Below are 15,481 nucleotides of genomic sequence, written 5' to 3'. Positions count from 1 at the left end.
ATATTGATATAGTGCGAATTGGAGAGCTTGCTAGAGGTTGCTAAAAGGTATGAAAAACTTAGACAGGATAATGAGGCCTTCCAATGGACCTACAAAGAATAGTTAAAAACTTACGCCTTGACAACTTATGGCTTACAAAAATGGCGCCAATTTCTGACCTGATAAGTCACTAATAGAGTATTTACAGTGACATAAAAATAAAAAAACACCGATTAATATAATCGGTGTTTGAGACAAAACATGATAAAGTATTAATTTACTCTAGCCAAATTCATTTCCATTTTTCTACCATCATTGTTTTGAACCACTTTGACAGGCAGATAATCAAGTTTTGGGGCTAACCAAAAACTGGTTTGACGGTCTTTGTCATCGTGCACGCGATCGATACGAACCACGTCGAAAGTACCCGCTGGCACGGTAATGCGAGTCATGGCAGACTTTTTAAAGGGCACCGCTTCAACGGTATTGCGATCTGCCATGTAATAATTACCACGGAATTTGCCTGCTTTTAAATCTTCCCGAATTTGAATTTCTAAACTCAAATCATCATAGGCAGGCTGTGGCAAAGCAATGACTTTGTTTTGACCTTTATAATTGGTGACCAGTTGTTTTTTTGCGTTGTTAAAGTTCAATGTGGTAGTTCGACCCGTCCCCAAAATTTTGTATTGGGTTAACGCGCTCACCGGTAAGATAGCGCCATTGGCATTGACAAAATTGGCGGTTTGCTTGGCACTGGCTAATTTACCGACACTTGCATTGACGTTATAAAAATACTGATTGCCAGTTTGGGTCAATACACGGCTTGCGGTACCATTGTATTTGCCTTCAATATTAAAATTATAGGTTGCATTAAAAGGGGCAACTGCCGCATTCGCCATAGAAGTGATAGCCATCGCTGACACGAGTGAAGTACTTACTACCAGTTTTTTTACTAAAGAATTTTTCATGTTTCATCCATCAAATAACGTTCATAAGATAAGGTTAACTCTGTTTGGTATGCATACAGTAGTATTGACGGCAAGCAAATACAAGCTAGTTAACAAAAGATTGTGATTGTGCAATAAACGACAGTCTTTATGCGGTATTTGGGTGAAGGGGTTAAAAAATTGACAACAAATTGCAAAATTTCGTAATTTTCCGCTTGAACAAATTGGCAGACATCCCCACTGTTAGACAGTGAATTGATAACATCTGATAAGCATATGATTATTTATGCAAACAGATAGTTATCATCTTTTTGTGGTCGGCAAAATAGCGGTGGTCTTTTGAGCTAACCTCTGAGCTGATCACAGCTTTCAAAGCTAACTAAGGCTTTCAAACAATAATTTAACAGTTAATTTATGGAGTAGATTATGGCAATTCGTCCTTTACATGATCGTATCGTCGTGCGTCGCAGCGAAGAAGAACAAAAAACGGCTGGCGGTTTATTACTAGCAGGCAGTGCTCAAGAAAAACCTTCTCAAGGTGAAGTCATTGCAGTAGGTAATGGTCAAATCCGTGAAAACGGCGATGTACGTGCGCTCGATGTCAAAGTCGGCGACAAAGTACTATTTGGTCAATACGCCGGCTCAACGGTTAAAGTAGATGGTGAAGAATTATTGATTATGAAAGAAAGTGATGTATTGGGTGTGATTGAAGGTTAATCAGTTATTGCTCTAAACAATCGTCTTTTACCTAAAAGCTAATTTATCTAGTCTTAATTTACCTGGTCTTAATCTAACTGGTTAAGTACTCGGTAAAGTAATTGATAGCAACCGTGGTAGCCATTTGGACTACCTTATACAAATAAAAATTTATAATTTGGAGAATTTAACATGGCTAAAGATGTAAAATTTGGTATTGATGCCCGTGCAAAAATGATTGACGGCGTCAACGTATTGGCAAATGCGGTTAAAGTAACATTAGGCCCTAAAGGTCGTAACGTGGTTATCGATAAATCTTTTGGCGCACCAACCATCACTAAAGATGGCGTATCAGTGGCTAAAGAAATCGAACTTGATGACAAATTTGAAAACATGGGCGCACAGCTGGTGCGTGAAGTTGCAAGCAAAACCAATGATGTTGCAGGTGACGGTACTACCACAGCGACTGTTTTAGCCCAAGCGATTTTGCAAGAAGGCATGAAATCGGTTGCCGCTGGCATGAACCCAATGGACTTAAAACGTGGTATCGATAAAGGTGTACGTGCCGTTGTTGCACAAATCCACGCGTTTTCAACCCCAGCCAATGACACCAAAGCCATCGCACAAGTCGGCTCTATCTCAGCTAACTCTGACCAAACTATCGGTGACTTAATCGCTCAAGCGATGGAAAAAGTGGGTAAAGAAGGCGTGATCACGGTTGAAGAAGGTTCAGGCTTTGAAGATACCCTTGAAGTCGTTGAAGGTATGCAGTTTGACCGTGGCTACATCAGCCCATACTTCGCCAATAAAGCAGATACGTTGACCGCTGAACTAGAAAACCCATTAATCTTGTTAGTCGACAAAAAAATCAGCAACATCCGTGAGTTGATTCCACTACTTGAAAACGTGATGAAATCTGGTAAAGCCTTACTGATCATTGCTGAAGATGTTGAAAACGAAGCCTTGGCAACTTTAGTTGTAAATAACATGCGCGGCGGTTTAAAAGTCTGTGCTGTTAAAGCCCCTGGTTTTGGTGACCGTCGTAAAGCGATGCTTCAAGATATTGCTATCTTAACGGGTGGTACGGTTGTATCAGAAGAAATGGGCATGAGCTTAGAAACTGCAGATTTATCAGTATTAGGTACTGCCAAAAAAGTGACGGTTGGTAAAGAAAACACCGTGATTGTGGACGGTGCCGGTCAAAAAACTGAAATCGATGATCGTGTTGCCTCTATCCGTCGCCAAGTGGAAGAATCAACCTCTGATTACGACAAAGAAAAGCTACAAGAGCGTATTGCCAAACTCGCAGGCGGTGTTGCAGTTATCAAAGTCGGTGCGGCGACTGAAACTGAAATGAAAGAGAAAAAAGACCGTGTGGATGATGCCTTGCATGCAACTCGTGCTGCCGTCGAAGAAGGCGTTGTAGCAGGTGGTGGTGTGGCATTGGTTCGTGCTATCTCTGCGCTTGATAATGTCAACGGTGACAATGATGACCAAGCCGCGGGTATCAACATTCTACGCCGTGCGATGGAAGCACCACTGCGTCAAATCGTGACCAACGCAGGTGATGAAGCATCTGTGGTAGTAAACCAAGTCAAAGGCGGTCAAGGTAACTACGGTTACAACGCAGCGACTGGGGAATACGGCGATATGCTAGAAATGGGTATCTTAGACCCAGCCAAAGTCACTCGCTCAGCGCTTGAAAACGCAGCATCTGTGGCAGGCTTGATGCTTACGACAGAAGCAATGATTACTGACTTGCCAAAAGACGATGCTGGCGCTGCTGCCATGGGTGGTATGGGCGGCATGGGTGGTATGGGCGGCATGATGTAATCGAAAGATTATATCCCACTCAAGCCATTTGGCTAAAATCAAAACCCTATTAAACTTCAGTTTAATAGGGTTTTTTAATTAGGGAAATTATCACAACTATGAAGATGGAACTACCGACCGCTTTACTACCACAAGCCAACACCATCGGTTTATTAGGTGTATTTCGTATATTCAATGAACCTGTGTTAGAAGATAGTGTGAGTGGGGATTTATGGGCGGATATTTTTTGTTAAATGGCGGCGCAGTTAATCATTATCCCGTCTAAAAACATACTCAGTTGAGCTGGAAGCATTTTCAACAAACTGATAGCCTTCCAAGTTAAAGTCTTTTAACTGTTGCGCGTTTGTCAGCTGATTTTCAGCGGCAAAACGCACCATCAACCCGCGTGCCTTTTTGGCATAGAAGCTTACCACCTTATATACACCATCTTTGCCGTCTTCAAAACGGGGCGTGATAATTTCTGCATTGATTTTTTTGGGATTGACCGACTTGAAGTATTCGTTGGAAGCCAAGTTTACCAAAACTTTATGTTTATTTTCTGCCATGCGTTGATTGATTAAATCGGCAATCGTATCGCCCCAAAATTGATATAAATTCTCACCTTTGGGATTTTTTAGTTTTGTGCCCATTTCCAGGCGATAGGGTAGCATCAAATCAAGCGGTTTTAACAAGCCGTACAATCCAGACAATATTCCTAATCGCTCATTGACATAATGGACTTGTTGTTCAGTCATTTGCTGCGCTGCCAAACCTGTATAGACATCGCCATCAAATAAATACAGCGCCGCTTTAGCAGGTATATCAGCATGATCAGTGCTAAATGGCTGGGTAGTATCCCATCGCCAATTTTGGTTGCGCACGGCATTTAATTGCCCAAGTTTACCTGAGATACTCATCAACGCCGACAAATCGGTTGGTGCTAATGTTTTTAATTCCCCCATCAATTCGCAAGCGTGCGCCATCAAAGCAGGCTGGCTATAATGCTGACTAAAATCGAAAGGTAAATCATTTTTTTCATTCAAATTTTTGGCAGGCGAGAGCACAAAGTACATGGCTATGTTCCGTTTGCTTTATCGGTTAACAATTAGAGTCGTTAAAATAATGATAATGGTAGTGCAGGGCGCAAAGATAACGCCCAGACCACATAGATTAGGCGAGTTTGATTTTATCGGTTAACAAAAATTCCATCAATGCTTTTTGGGCATGCAGACGATTTTCGGCTTCATCCCACACCACAGCGCGCGGATCCTCAAGCAAATCATAGGAGATTTCTTCGCCGCGGTGGGCAGGCAGACAATGCATAAACAAGACGTCTGGATCGGCTTTATCCAGTAATGAGCGGGTCACCATGTACTGGGCAAATCGCCGCGCACGAGTATTTTGCTCGCTTTCTTGTCCCATACTTGCCCATACATCGGTGGCAACCAAATGCGAGCCTTTGACCGCTTCATTAACATCTTCGACCAGCTCGACACAGTGCGAATACTGTTTGATGAGGTCGGCATTGGGTTCAAACCCATAAGGCGCGGAAACCCGCAATTGAAAGCCAAATTGATGGGCGGCATGGATAAAAGAAGCGCACATATTGTTGCCATCCCCAATCCAAGTCACCGTTTTGCCTTCGATGCTGCCACGGTGTTCCATAAAGGTTTGGATATCGGCTAGTAGCTGACAAGGATGCTGTTCATCGGTGAGTGCATTGATAACAGGCACTTGCGAATACTGGGCAAATTTTTCAACAATACTGTGTTCAAAGGTGCGAATCATGACGATATCGACCATGCGTGAGATGACACGTGCTGAGTCTTCAATCGGTTCGCCACGACCAAGCTGGGTATCGCGAGGTGATAAAAATATGGCATGGCCGCCAAACTGTCCCATCCCTGTTTCAAACGAAATACGGGTACGGGTACTCGATTTTTCAAAAATCATCCCCAAGGTACGACCGACAAAAGGCTGATAAATAACCCCTTCATGCTGCATCAAACGCAGTTCACTGCCGCGTTTAATCACTTGCATCAATTCTTCTTTGCTAAAATCCAATAACGTCAAAAAATGGCGGGTACTCATTGCCTGTCCTACATCCCAATTTTGTCAATAAACATTACAGTAAACTATCAGTATAGCGGATTTATCCAAACTGTCTAGCAAATTGACGCATTTGTGTCACTTTAACATCCGTCACATAGTTAACAGTTACGACTGATAAATCCACGTTGGGCGTCGGGTGACCACACTTAACAGCTCATAGCTAATGGTATCATTCCAGCTACCCACCTCATCAATGCTCGGCGCGTTACCCCAAAGCTGGACAGGGCAGTCAAGGTTTACCTCAGTAGTATGGGTCAAATCAACCATCAACATATCCATCGCCACGCGACCGATGATAGGCGCCTGTTGACCTGCGACCACGACATACGCATCATCGCTAATCACCCTTGGATAACCATCGGCATAACCCACACTGACAATGCCGATGCACGCTGGGGCTTGGGCAGTCCAGCGACTACCATAACCCACGCTATCGCCCGCTTTTAGCGTATGAATTGCCATAATACTGGCATTAAAATGCATGACAGGTTGCAGATTTAGCTGTTTGGCAGTGGCATGATTTACAGGCGTTGCCCCATACAAGATAATGCCTGGGCGTACCCAATCATAATGGCGGTCTGACCAGTTGACAATCCCTGCTGAATTACACAAAGAGCCTTTAATCGCTGGGTTTACTTGGTCACGTAGCATTTGCAAGGTTGAATCAAATAACTCAAATTGTTGTTGGTTATTGGGATGATCGATGGCATCAGCGTTGGCAAAATGGGTGGTCAAAACAATCTCGTAACCTGCCTCAGTGAGTTGCTTGGCAATTTCCCTGATTTCACCCGATGTAAAGCCAAGGCGGTTCATGCCAGTGTTTAGTTTTAGCCAGACGGTTGCCCCCGTTTTTGCAGGCTGCTGCAACGCCCAGTCTAATTGGCGTTGGTGATGCACCACGCATTGGATTTGATGCGCTGTACAATATTGCCATTCTGCTAATGAAAACGCGCCTTCAATCACTACCATTAATTTTTGCCAGCCCGCCTGTTGCAGTTCTATTGCTTCTTGCAAACAAGCGACACCTAGGGCATCGGCTTGTGCTACGGCGGGTAAACAGTTGACTGCGCCATGCCCGTAGGCATTGGCTTTGACCATGGCTAATACCTTGGCTGTCGGGGCATAATCTTTGACGCGTTGTAGGTTATGGCTAAGCGCTGCTAAATCGATGGTGATGCTGGTTTGACGCACAATCTTGACCTTGTTGCAGTAAAATTTTTATTCATCAGGTTCGCTAAAGGAAGCGGTTTGGTAAAATTCAGGGGTTAAGTTACCAAAACGGGTAAATTGCCCTTCAAAGGACAGGCGCACTGTCCCAATAGGTCCATTACGCTGTTTACCGATAATGATTTCAGCTGTGCCTTTGGCATCGCTGTTTTCATTATAAACCTCATCGCGATAAATGAACATAATCAAATCAGCATCCTGCTCAATTGCACCCGACTCCCGTAAGTCCGACATAATTGGGCGTTTGTTAGGGCGATTTTCTAAACTTCGATTGAGCTGTGATAAAGCGACCACAGGGCAGTTCATCTCACGGGCAAGCGCTTTTAAGCTTCGTGAAATCTCCGAAATCTCACCCACGCGGTTGTCGCCTAAGCCTGGCACTTTCATCAATTGTAGATAATCGACCATTACCATCCCAAGTTTGCCATCATTGTCTTTGGCAATACGGCGACAGCGCGAGCGAACCTCAGATGGCGGTAGCGCGGTACTGTCATCGATATACAGTTTTTTAGCATGCAGATGGGCGATGGCATTAGAAAGTTTACCCCATTCATCTTCGTTCATTTGACCTGAGCGCAAGTGCGTTTGGTTGATAGCCCCCCAAGAGGATAATAGACGCATCACAATTGACTCGGCAGGCATTTCCATTGAAAACACCACTACAGGTAAATCGGTATGAAATAAAATACTCTCTGCCAAATTCATCGCAAACGTGGTTTTACCCATCGAAGGACGCGCTGCCACGATAATGAGATCGCCTGCTTGTAGCCCTTGGGTTTTGTTATTGAGTTCTTCAAACGGGGTCTTAAGCCCAATCATGCCTTCAGGATGGTCTTTAAGTTCTTGGATATTGTTGACGACATTGGTAATAACATCGCTCAGTTGGGTAGGACCCTTGTGTTTAGACTGACGGCTATGGGTTTCATTGATGGCAAAAATTTCGCTTTCAACGGTGTCTAAAATATCACTGACACTTTGATTTTTTGGGTCAAAGGCAAGCTCTAGCATATGACTGCCGGCTTTGATGATTTGGCGTAAGGTCGAAAATTCCCTGACCCGCTGCGCATAAGCAGTCAAGTTAAACAGCGTCGCTGGGCTTTGTGATAGGATATCGCCTAGATAATCGCTACCCCCCGCAGGTTCAAGCAGTTTTTGCATATCGAGCCAGTCCATCACCATGGTGGCATCATACGGCTCATTGGCATTGGCAAGATGAGAGATGGCATCAAAAATATATTGATGGCGCTGGGCATAAAAATCATATTTGGTAATAATATCTGAGATGCGATCAAACGACTCTTCAAGGCTCATCAGCGACGCTAGGACGGACTTTTCTAAGTCCATACTGTGCGGTTGGTGCTGCGTCAGCGAAGTATTCTTAAGATCGTTCTCTTTGGTTTTATCGTCTGCCATGATGACCTGTGATAAAGTTATTTTAAATAGTTTGAAAGGGCAAAAGTTTGCTAAAAGTTATCGCTTGCAAATCGTGAGTCTAACACGCGCATCGAAATAGAACAGTCAATATACCGAAAAAACCATCCAAATTCTAATGAGAAAAATATAAAAAATCGGCAATTTTTTTGAATGAAATCAGCTTGAATTTTAGGCTTTTTTGTTGAATTTTTACGCCGCAAATAATAAAAAAAAGAGACAGCAAAGCCATCTCTTTTTGATAAGTCAATAATCAATTAAGCAGCTGAATCTTCTGCCAAGATAGTGACTTGAATGTTGGTCATTACATCGTGATGTAATTGGATATCAACATTGTATTCGCCAATTTGACGTAATGCACCTTCAGGCAATTTAACTTCTGAACGGTCAACAGGTAAACCAGATTTGGTTAATGCATCGGCGATATCGCGCGTACCGATAGAACCAAATAGTTTGCCTTCATCACCTGATTTTGCACGGATGATAACATTGACGTCTTGTAGCGCTTCAGCACGGGCATTAGCAGCGGCTAATTCATCAGCTTCTACTTTTTCAAGTTCTGCACGACGTGCTTCAAATTTTTCGATGTTAAAAGCAGTGGCTGGTAATGCTTTACCTTGTGGTACAAGGAAGTTACGGCCGTAACCTGCTTTTACATTAACAGTATCGCCTAGTTTACCTAGGTTAGCGATACGTTGTAATAAAATAACTTGCATATATCACTCCTCGGTTTATTTTTGGCTGTCAGTGTAAGGAACCAACGCAAGATAACGCGCTTGTTTGATTGCTACAGCCAATTGGCGTTGATATTTGTTTGAAGTACCAGTGATACGGCTTGGTACGATTTTGCCACTTTCAGTGACATACTGTTTTAGGATTTCGATATCTTTATAATCGATATGGGTAATGCCTTCAGCAGTAAAACGGCAAAATTTACGGCGGCGATAAAAACGTGCCATGATTAGTCTCCTTAATTATTCGTCGTTGTTGTCTTCAGCATCAACTTCTGACTCATCATCATTTGATTGATAGTCATCTTGAGCTGTATCGTTACGGCGTGAAGCTTTACGAGCACGTTTTTCTTCAGCACTTTTTGCTAATGGTGATTCTTCAGTAATCGCTTCGTCACGACGGATAACTAAGCTACGGATGATAGCATCGTTATAACGGAATAATTCTTCAAGCTCATCAAGCGTTTGTTGACCCGCTTCAATGTTTAATAGCACATAGTGAGCTTTGTGAACTTTGTTGATTGGGTAAGCTAATTGACGACGACCCCAATCTTCTAGGCGATGGATAGCACCACCTTGTTCTTTTACTAAGTTGATATAACGCTCAACCATGCCAACCACTTGGTCGCTTTGGTCTGGGTGAACCAATAATACCAGTTCATAATGTCTCATAAAGACTCCTCACGGATTAAACAGCCGTTGACCCCGTGTCAACAGCAAGGAGATTGAATGCACCTAAGTTAGAATCATCTAACTATATTGGTATAAACAAGGTGCGCTATTATATAGTAGCGCGCACTCAGTAGCAAGTTAATATTTACTTAACAAATTCGCCCACACATTGCTGCAAGGTATTCGATACGGCACGCGCCACAATGGCATTGCGCGCGGTCGGGTCGACTGCTGCTGTGGTCAAATCGACAATGGTGACGGACTGCGGGGCTTTTTCGCTGACGCAGCTACAGACATTGCTCGCTACCTCTGCTTGCTTGTCGGAAGTCATCAACACACTGCCCAGGCGCCAGTATTGGTTATTTTGTAATTGAGTCTGGCATTGTTGATTGACCGCGGCTTTAAATATCGCCATGCCAACATTGTTAGCAGTGCCGATGGTGCTATTAGCATCCATCACACCGGTACCTGTGGTAGAGGCGCAACCGCCCAAGGCTAGGGCTGCGCCAATCAGTGCAGCGGCATTTCCTAGGCTTAGGCGTTTATTAGCTAGGCGTTTAGTAGATTGCTTAATAGCGGCGAAAAAAGAAAATTGTTGATGCATATCAAATACTCCTATCCTTTACTGTGTTAAATAATTGATAAACATCGCTAACATAGCAGATTACAGAAAATTTTTTTACCCAAATTTTTTAGCCAAGTCATGTTATTGGGTCATAGTTACTAAAAATAGTTACTAAAAAATGTGCCATCAAACTTAAAAAACTGGGTGGAATTTTTTTTCATTAATGCTTACAAAGCCAATTAAATTCCTCGATATCGATGATATTAGTCGGAAAAAAACGCGAGTTTTTTAGATTTCTCAATAGATTTGATTCAAATTAAACCTTACTAAAAATGTGGAATTGATAACCAATTGTTTTAGATTGTGCATTTGTTTAATCTTTTTTTTCCTTGTTTTGAGTGTGGAATTGGACTATAACTATACGTAACAAATACATCTATTTACGCAATGATAAGGAGTTGTTATGAACTGGCAATTATTTAGCGCAATTTTTACAATCGCTTCTGGTGTGACTATCGGCGTTTTAATGACCATTGCATTGGTAACAGGTTTTGATGAGGCGCCACACATTGTGACGGCAGCCATTATAGGGCTGGTGCTGTCAATTCCGATTGCTTGGATAGTGGTAAAAAAACTACAGAGTATGGGTATGAATAAAACTCCTGTCACACCATAACTGTCATACCCTAAATGGCGCATTTGATAATGCAGCAGCTCACTAGATAACTAATACATAGCAAAAACCGTTTAACTAAAAAAACCGCTTAACTAACAATAGCTAAGCGGTTTTTTTATGGCTAATAAGGTTAAAAGTGTATAGCACTCACGCTAAACTGTGGTGCTAACCCCTGTGGCTCAACAGCTACTGTAAATCTACTTTGGTGCCGGTATTAACATTTGCATACACTTCAAGCACATCCCAGTTGGTTAAGCGAACACAGCCATGCGAGGCTTGACGGCTAATGCCTTCAGGAACGGGCGAGCCATGAATGCCGTATGATGGCTTACTCAGTCCCATCCATACCACACCGACTGGACCGTTGGGTCCTGGCGGCAACATAAACACTTTTTTATCTTTGCCTTCACCGCTACTGGCGCGATACCAAGGGTTTTTGACGCGATTGACAATCGTCAAACTGCCAGTGGGTGATGGGGTGTCGCTACTACCTACCGTGGTAGGATAAGTGGCAATAAGCTTGTCACCGTTATAAGCGTACAAGATATTGTCCGCTTTTTTGGCAACCAAATGGGTGATTTTCTCATTGAGCGGCGTGCCTGGGTTAAATACGGTGATGGTTTCACCCACGGTGAATTTTTTATCGCCATTAAGCTTTTTAAGATAGCGAATATCCATGTGGAAACGTTCAGCCAACATTTCTTGGACGTCTTGATAGTATAGACCTTTCATTTTAGATTTGGCTTCACTACCACTCGGTGTTGGCTGATAAGGACCTTTAATGTCTTCTTGCGTCAAGGTATAACCGACCAAGACAGGCTGATTGGCAGGGATTTTTGCGTTTAAGCGTTGCCAAACTTCTGCACTCATACGACCATCTTGGGGTAGTCCGTGCATGGCTTGGAAATTTTTGAGCGCTTTTTTGGCATTCATACCCCAGCCGCCATCAATCGGACCCGGTGAAGCATGATTCCAATCTAACAAGGCTTGAAGTTTTAAGGTCGTTGCTGAATTAACATTTTGACCGGGTTTCCAGTCGGCACTATTGACTAGCTGTGCGTAGTCAGACAAATTTAGGTTAGAAAAACTGGCAGGTGTCGTTGCTGTTTTATTGTTACCCACTGTTGTCGGGTCAAAAGTTGGCGCAGCCGTCGTGGTACTGTTGAGCTCTTCAGAGCTCGCGCCTGCGACACCTGCCCCCGAGGTATAGTCACTGTCGATACCTGTTTGGGTGGCATCTTCTTTAATGCCCAATGCCGTGGTAGTGGCTGGGATTGCGGTCAAAGGAATATCGGTTGCTGCTGGCGTTGGTTTTGCCGCCGTCACCGCAGTAGCCGAGGCGACTTTCGGCATGGTGGTAGATTGTGTGACGCTAGCTGCGGGCTTGGCTGTTTGCGGTTTTTTAGCAGTAGTCGTTGCGGTTTTGCTTTCTGGTTTTTTAGCCGTTTTGCTATCGGTGGTGGTTTTTTTAGCAGTCGCGGCTGCGGTAGAGGCGCTAGCCGCTTTCGTGGTGGCAGTTTTAGTCGTGGTGGTTTTTTTGGTCACAGCTTTGGTGGCGGGTGCCGTTTTGGCGGTAGTGGTGTCTGAGACCGTGTTGGTGGCTGCAAATGCTTGATTGGCAATCAGACAAGCTAGGGTAGATAGTACAAATTTTTTCATAGATTGACTCAATAATGGGCAATAACAAATAAAAATAAGGGACAATATAACGTACAATAAAAGCATAAATTGGCAGCAATTATACTATAAAAACCAACTTTTCGGGCGATGGCTCATTTGTTGGTAGCACGGCAATCTAAGTAGCGTTTGCCAAGGTGTTTAACAACCTTGCGCCATAGAACCTCGCTGCACACCTAATTTTTACGCCGTTAAATTGTTGTATAGATAAATTGTCCCATAGGCGAATTTACATGCTTTAAGTCTAACATTAACAAATCGCACCATAGACAATGGTAAAATTTTTTAACCAAGCGGTATTTTTATAGTAAGGTTAAGCTAAAAAAGTGTTTAAAATGTTTTGTATTGTTTGGAATAGGCATGCTTGCAATGTTTATTGGATAACTCAATGATTAAACATTCAACGGTACAAATCTGCGAAGCTTTAGGTTGTTAAATAACTTTAGCTCGTTAAATAATTTGTAAAAAAATCAAAGTATATTATAATTTTAATTTAAAATTTTTTAGGTTAACCACTATGTCATCATCGCCATTTGCATCAGCCAATGTTTCTCACACGCCATCTTTTGACCAAAATCAAGATTCACAAAACTTTGACGATTTGCAAATCGATTTGCAAGCACTTGATATGGATGAAGAAAGCGAATCAGATGACATCTTTGACACCATGCAACAAGAGTTTGCTGAAGCCCACCAAACTCTAAAAACGATTCGCGATTTTATCCGTTTTGGGGTCAGTAAATTACGCGAGCATGATGTGGTAGTCGCGCAAGGCACCACAGATGAGTTTGCTGAAGCTTCTGCCATTGTGTTACAAACCTTGTCGCTTGATTGGTCTGCCGATGAGCAAATTTTAGATTGTCGCCTGACCAATAGCGAAAAATCAGAAGTGTTGACATTGTTGCAGCGCCGTATCGTAGAACGTAAACCCTTGAGTTATTTAATTAATTTATCTTATTTTTGCGATTTGCCATTTTATGTGGATGAGCGGGTATTGATTCCACGTTCACCGATTGCTGAGCTGATTCGCCAGCAGTTTTATCCGTATTTTGAGCCGAATGATTTGGTTGAAAAAATCAGTGGCACTACTAATGACAAAAAATTTCATGACCACGGATTGTATGATAAGCAGTTAGCACAACCAGAGCGTATGCTCGATTTGTGTACAGGGTCAGGCTGTATTGCCATTGCCTTGGCAAGCCGTTTCCCTGATGCAATGGTCGATGCCAGTGATATCGATAAAAACGCCCTAGAAGTGGCAGCGGTCAATGTGGAACATCACCACATGAACCATCAGGTCAATTTGATTGAGTCAAACTTATTTGAAAAAGTGCCTGCAGAAAATCAATATGATTTGATTGTGACCAACCCGCCGTATGTCGATGCGGCAACGATGGCAGATTTACCACCCGAGTTCTTGCATGAGCCAGACCATGCGTTGGCAGCGGGACAAGATGGCTTGGATTTGGTGCATCATATTTTATACAACGCCCCAGATTATCTGACTCGTGACGGCTTGCTAGTGTGCGAGGTGGGGGATAGTGAATGGGCACTGCGCCAAGCCTATCCTGAAATCCAGTTTGATTGGTTAACCTTTGCACATGGCGGGCATGGGATTTTTGCCATGGATTATGATGAATTGATGGAAAATCGGGCATATTTTGAGCAGTATGTGAGTGCTTCTTAAGTAAGCAGTTGTTTGGGGTTGCTATCTTTAACTTGTTGATTGGGCTTGTTGATTTAATAAGTTAGATAATGGCTAAAAAAACAATATATGAACAGGGTGCAACAAACCTATTATTTTATTTGTAAGCATTCATGAAATAGTAAGCGGAGCGTAAATGGCAGGCAATACCATCGGGCAAGTTTTTACCGTCACCACCTGTGGCGAATCACATGGCGCAGGACTTATGGCAATCGTTGACGGTGTGCCACCAGGGTTGCCTTTAACCGAAGCAGATCTGCAAATAGACCTGGATCGTCGTAAGCCCGGTACCTCAAAATTTGCGACCCAGCGCCGTGAAGACGATGCAGTTGAAATTATCTCTGGCGTGTTTGAAGGTAAAACGACAGGCACTTCTATTGGCTTACTCATTCGCAATACCAACCAAAAATCCAAAGATTATAGCGATATTAAAGACACCTTTCGTCCCAACCATGCCGATTATACCTATAGCATGAAATATGGGTTTCGCGATTATCGTGGTGGTGGCCGCTCATCAGCGCGCGAAACGGCAATGCGAGTGGCAGCGGGTGCGATTGCCAAGAAATATTTGAAACAACGGCTAGGGGTAGAAGTTCGCGGTTATGTGACCCAGATTGGTGATGTGGTTGCCAAACAGATACCTGAAAATACGATCGATTGGGAATTTGTCAACAGTAACCCATTTTTTTGTGCGGATATAGACGCCTTACCAAAGTTTGAGCAACTGATTACCCAATGCCGTGAGCAAGGGACAAGTTGTGGCGCAAAGCTTACCATATTGGCATCTGGTGTACCTGTGGGATTGGGTGAGCCTGTGTTTGACAGACTTGATGCCGATATCGCCCATGCGATGATGAGTATCAATGCGGTCAAAGGTGTTGAAATTGGCGATGGCATGGCAGTGGCGGGACAGTTTGGGCATGAATCTCGCGACGAGTTAACCTTGCACGGCTTTAATGCCAACCATGCCGGGGGAATTTTAGGGGGAATTTCATCGGGTCAGACGATTGTAGTAAGTATTGCGCTAAAACCTACTGCCAGTATCACTACGCCTGGTCAAAGTATTGATATTCACGGCAATGCAGTAGAGATGCTAACCAAAGGTCGGCATGATCCTTGTGTCGGTGTGCGTGCTACGCCGATAGCAGAAGCCATGCTTGCCATTGTGCTGTTAGACCATTATCTGCGTCATCGTGGGCAAAACGCAGATGTCACTGTGCCGCTCGCTCCGATTGTATAATTTTTTACTAG

16 protein-coding genes are annotated in these 15,481 nt (G+C 43.3%); 6 read left to right on the top strand and 10 right to left on the bottom strand.

Annotated features, from left to right (window positions below):
* Positions 1-251 precede the first annotated feature (251 nt).
* Positions 252-947, bottom strand: coding sequence for a DUF3108 domain-containing protein (locus LAJ61_RS01385; RefSeq protein WP_224054191.1), 696 nt, complete (start codon positions 945-947; stop codon positions 252-254).
* 402 nt (positions 948-1,349) lie between these two features.
* Here LAJ61_RS01385 and LAJ61_RS01380 point away from each other — a divergent pair, with 402 nt between their 5' ends.
* The 3 genes from LAJ61_RS01380 (at position 1,350) to LAJ61_RS11140 (ending at position 3,688) form a co-directional block, all read left to right on the top strand.
* Positions 1,350-1,643: a co-chaperone GroES gene (locus LAJ61_RS01380; protein ID WP_198001374.1), complete on the top strand. Its 294-nt coding sequence runs from the start codon at positions 1,350-1,352 to the stop codon at positions 1,641-1,643.
* A 171-nt stretch (positions 1,644-1,814) separates the two neighbouring features.
* Positions 1,815-3,455 carry a chaperonin GroEL gene (gene groL / locus LAJ61_RS01375; protein ID WP_224054190.1) on the top strand — a complete coding sequence of 547 codons (1,641 nt, stop codon included), beginning with the start codon at positions 1,815-1,817 and terminating at the stop codon, positions 3,453-3,455.
* A gap of 98 nt (positions 3,456-3,553) precedes the next feature.
* Positions 3,554-3,688 (top strand): hypothetical protein, encoded by a 135-nt coding sequence (locus LAJ61_RS11140; RefSeq protein ID WP_267460934.1) that lies wholly within the window; start codon positions 3,554-3,556, stop codon positions 3,686-3,688.
* Between the two features lie 12 nt (positions 3,689-3,700).
* Here the strand turns inward: LAJ61_RS11140 and yaaA are convergent, their stop codons facing one another.
* The 8 genes from yaaA to LAJ61_RS01335 all read right to left on the bottom strand — a co-directional run bounded on the left by yaaA (position 3,701) and on the right by LAJ61_RS01335 (position 10,211).
* The gene (gene yaaA, locus LAJ61_RS01370; RefSeq protein WP_224054189.1) at positions 3,701-4,507 is read right to left on the bottom strand and encodes a peroxide stress protein YaaA; all 807 of its coding nucleotides are present in this window, start codon (positions 4,505-4,507) and stop codon (positions 3,701-3,703) included.
* A 97-nt stretch (positions 4,508-4,604) separates the two neighbouring features.
* The gene (gene argF / locus LAJ61_RS01365; RefSeq protein ID WP_007114922.1) at positions 4,605-5,525 is read right to left on the bottom strand and encodes an ornithine carbamoyltransferase; all 921 of its coding nucleotides are present in this window, start codon (positions 5,523-5,525) and stop codon (positions 4,605-4,607) included.
* Between the two features lie 126 nt (positions 5,526-5,651).
* Positions 5,652-6,737: an alanine racemase gene (gene alr / locus LAJ61_RS01360; RefSeq protein ID WP_224054188.1), complete on the bottom strand. Its 1,086-nt coding sequence runs from the start codon at positions 6,735-6,737 to the stop codon at positions 5,652-5,654.
* A 27-nt stretch (positions 6,738-6,764) separates the two neighbouring features.
* Complete coding sequence (dnaB, locus tag LAJ61_RS01355; protein ID WP_099834203.1) at positions 6,765-8,186, bottom strand: replicative DNA helicase; 1,422 nt, start codon at positions 8,184-8,186, stop codon at positions 6,765-6,767.
* A 275-nt stretch (positions 8,187-8,461) separates the two neighbouring features.
* Positions 8,462-8,920, bottom strand: a complete 459-nt coding sequence (gene rplI / locus LAJ61_RS01350) for a 50S ribosomal protein L9 (RefSeq protein WP_060994380.1) — start codon at positions 8,918-8,920, stop codon at positions 8,462-8,464.
* Positions 8,921-8,935: 15 nt separating this feature from the next.
* A complete protein-coding gene (rpsR, locus tag LAJ61_RS01345) occupies positions 8,936-9,163 on the bottom strand; it encodes a 30S ribosomal protein S18 (protein WP_036594162.1) in 228 nt (75 codons plus the stop codon).
* A gap of 15 nt (positions 9,164-9,178) precedes the next feature.
* Entirely contained in the window at positions 9,179-9,607 is a 429-nt protein-coding gene (gene rpsF, locus LAJ61_RS01340; RefSeq protein WP_007114929.1) for a 30S ribosomal protein S6, read from the bottom strand.
* A gap of 145 nt (positions 9,608-9,752) precedes the next feature.
* The gene (locus LAJ61_RS01335) at positions 9,753-10,211 is read right to left on the bottom strand and encodes a hypothetical protein (protein WP_224054187.1); all 459 of its coding nucleotides are present in this window, start codon (positions 10,209-10,211) and stop codon (positions 9,753-9,755) included.
* Between the two features lie 424 nt (positions 10,212-10,635).
* Here LAJ61_RS01335 and LAJ61_RS01330 point away from each other — a divergent pair, with 424 nt between their 5' ends.
* Positions 10,636-10,848, top strand: a complete 213-nt coding sequence (locus tag LAJ61_RS01330; protein ID WP_224054186.1) for a hypothetical protein — start codon at positions 10,636-10,638, stop codon at positions 10,846-10,848.
* A gap of 186 nt (positions 10,849-11,034) precedes the next feature.
* On the opposite strand, the gene LAJ61_RS01325 is transcribed toward LAJ61_RS01330, so the two are convergent.
* On the bottom strand, positions 11,035-12,507 hold the full coding sequence (locus tag LAJ61_RS01325) for a L,D-transpeptidase family protein (RefSeq protein ID WP_224054185.1): 1,473 nt from the start codon (positions 12,505-12,507) through the stop codon (positions 11,035-11,037).
* Positions 12,508-13,192: 685 nt separating this feature from the next.
* Here LAJ61_RS01325 and prmB point away from each other — a divergent pair.
* Complete coding sequence (prmB, locus tag LAJ61_RS01320; protein ID WP_224054772.1) at positions 13,193-14,212, top strand: 50S ribosomal protein L3 N(5)-glutamine methyltransferase; 1,020 nt, start codon at positions 13,193-13,195, stop codon at positions 14,210-14,212.
* A 154-nt stretch (positions 14,213-14,366) separates the two neighbouring features.
* A complete protein-coding gene (gene aroC / locus LAJ61_RS01315) occupies positions 14,367-15,470 on the top strand; it encodes a chorismate synthase (RefSeq protein WP_224054184.1) in 1,104 nt (367 codons plus the stop codon).
* The last annotated feature ends 11 nt before the right edge of the window (positions 15,471-15,481 follow it).

It is taken from the genome of Faucicola osloensis, assembly GCF_020041925.1.
Lineage (GTDB): Bacteria > Pseudomonadota > Gammaproteobacteria > Pseudomonadales > Moraxellaceae > Faucicola > Faucicola osloensis_D.
This window is presented reverse-complemented; position numbering and strand designations above follow the sequence as displayed.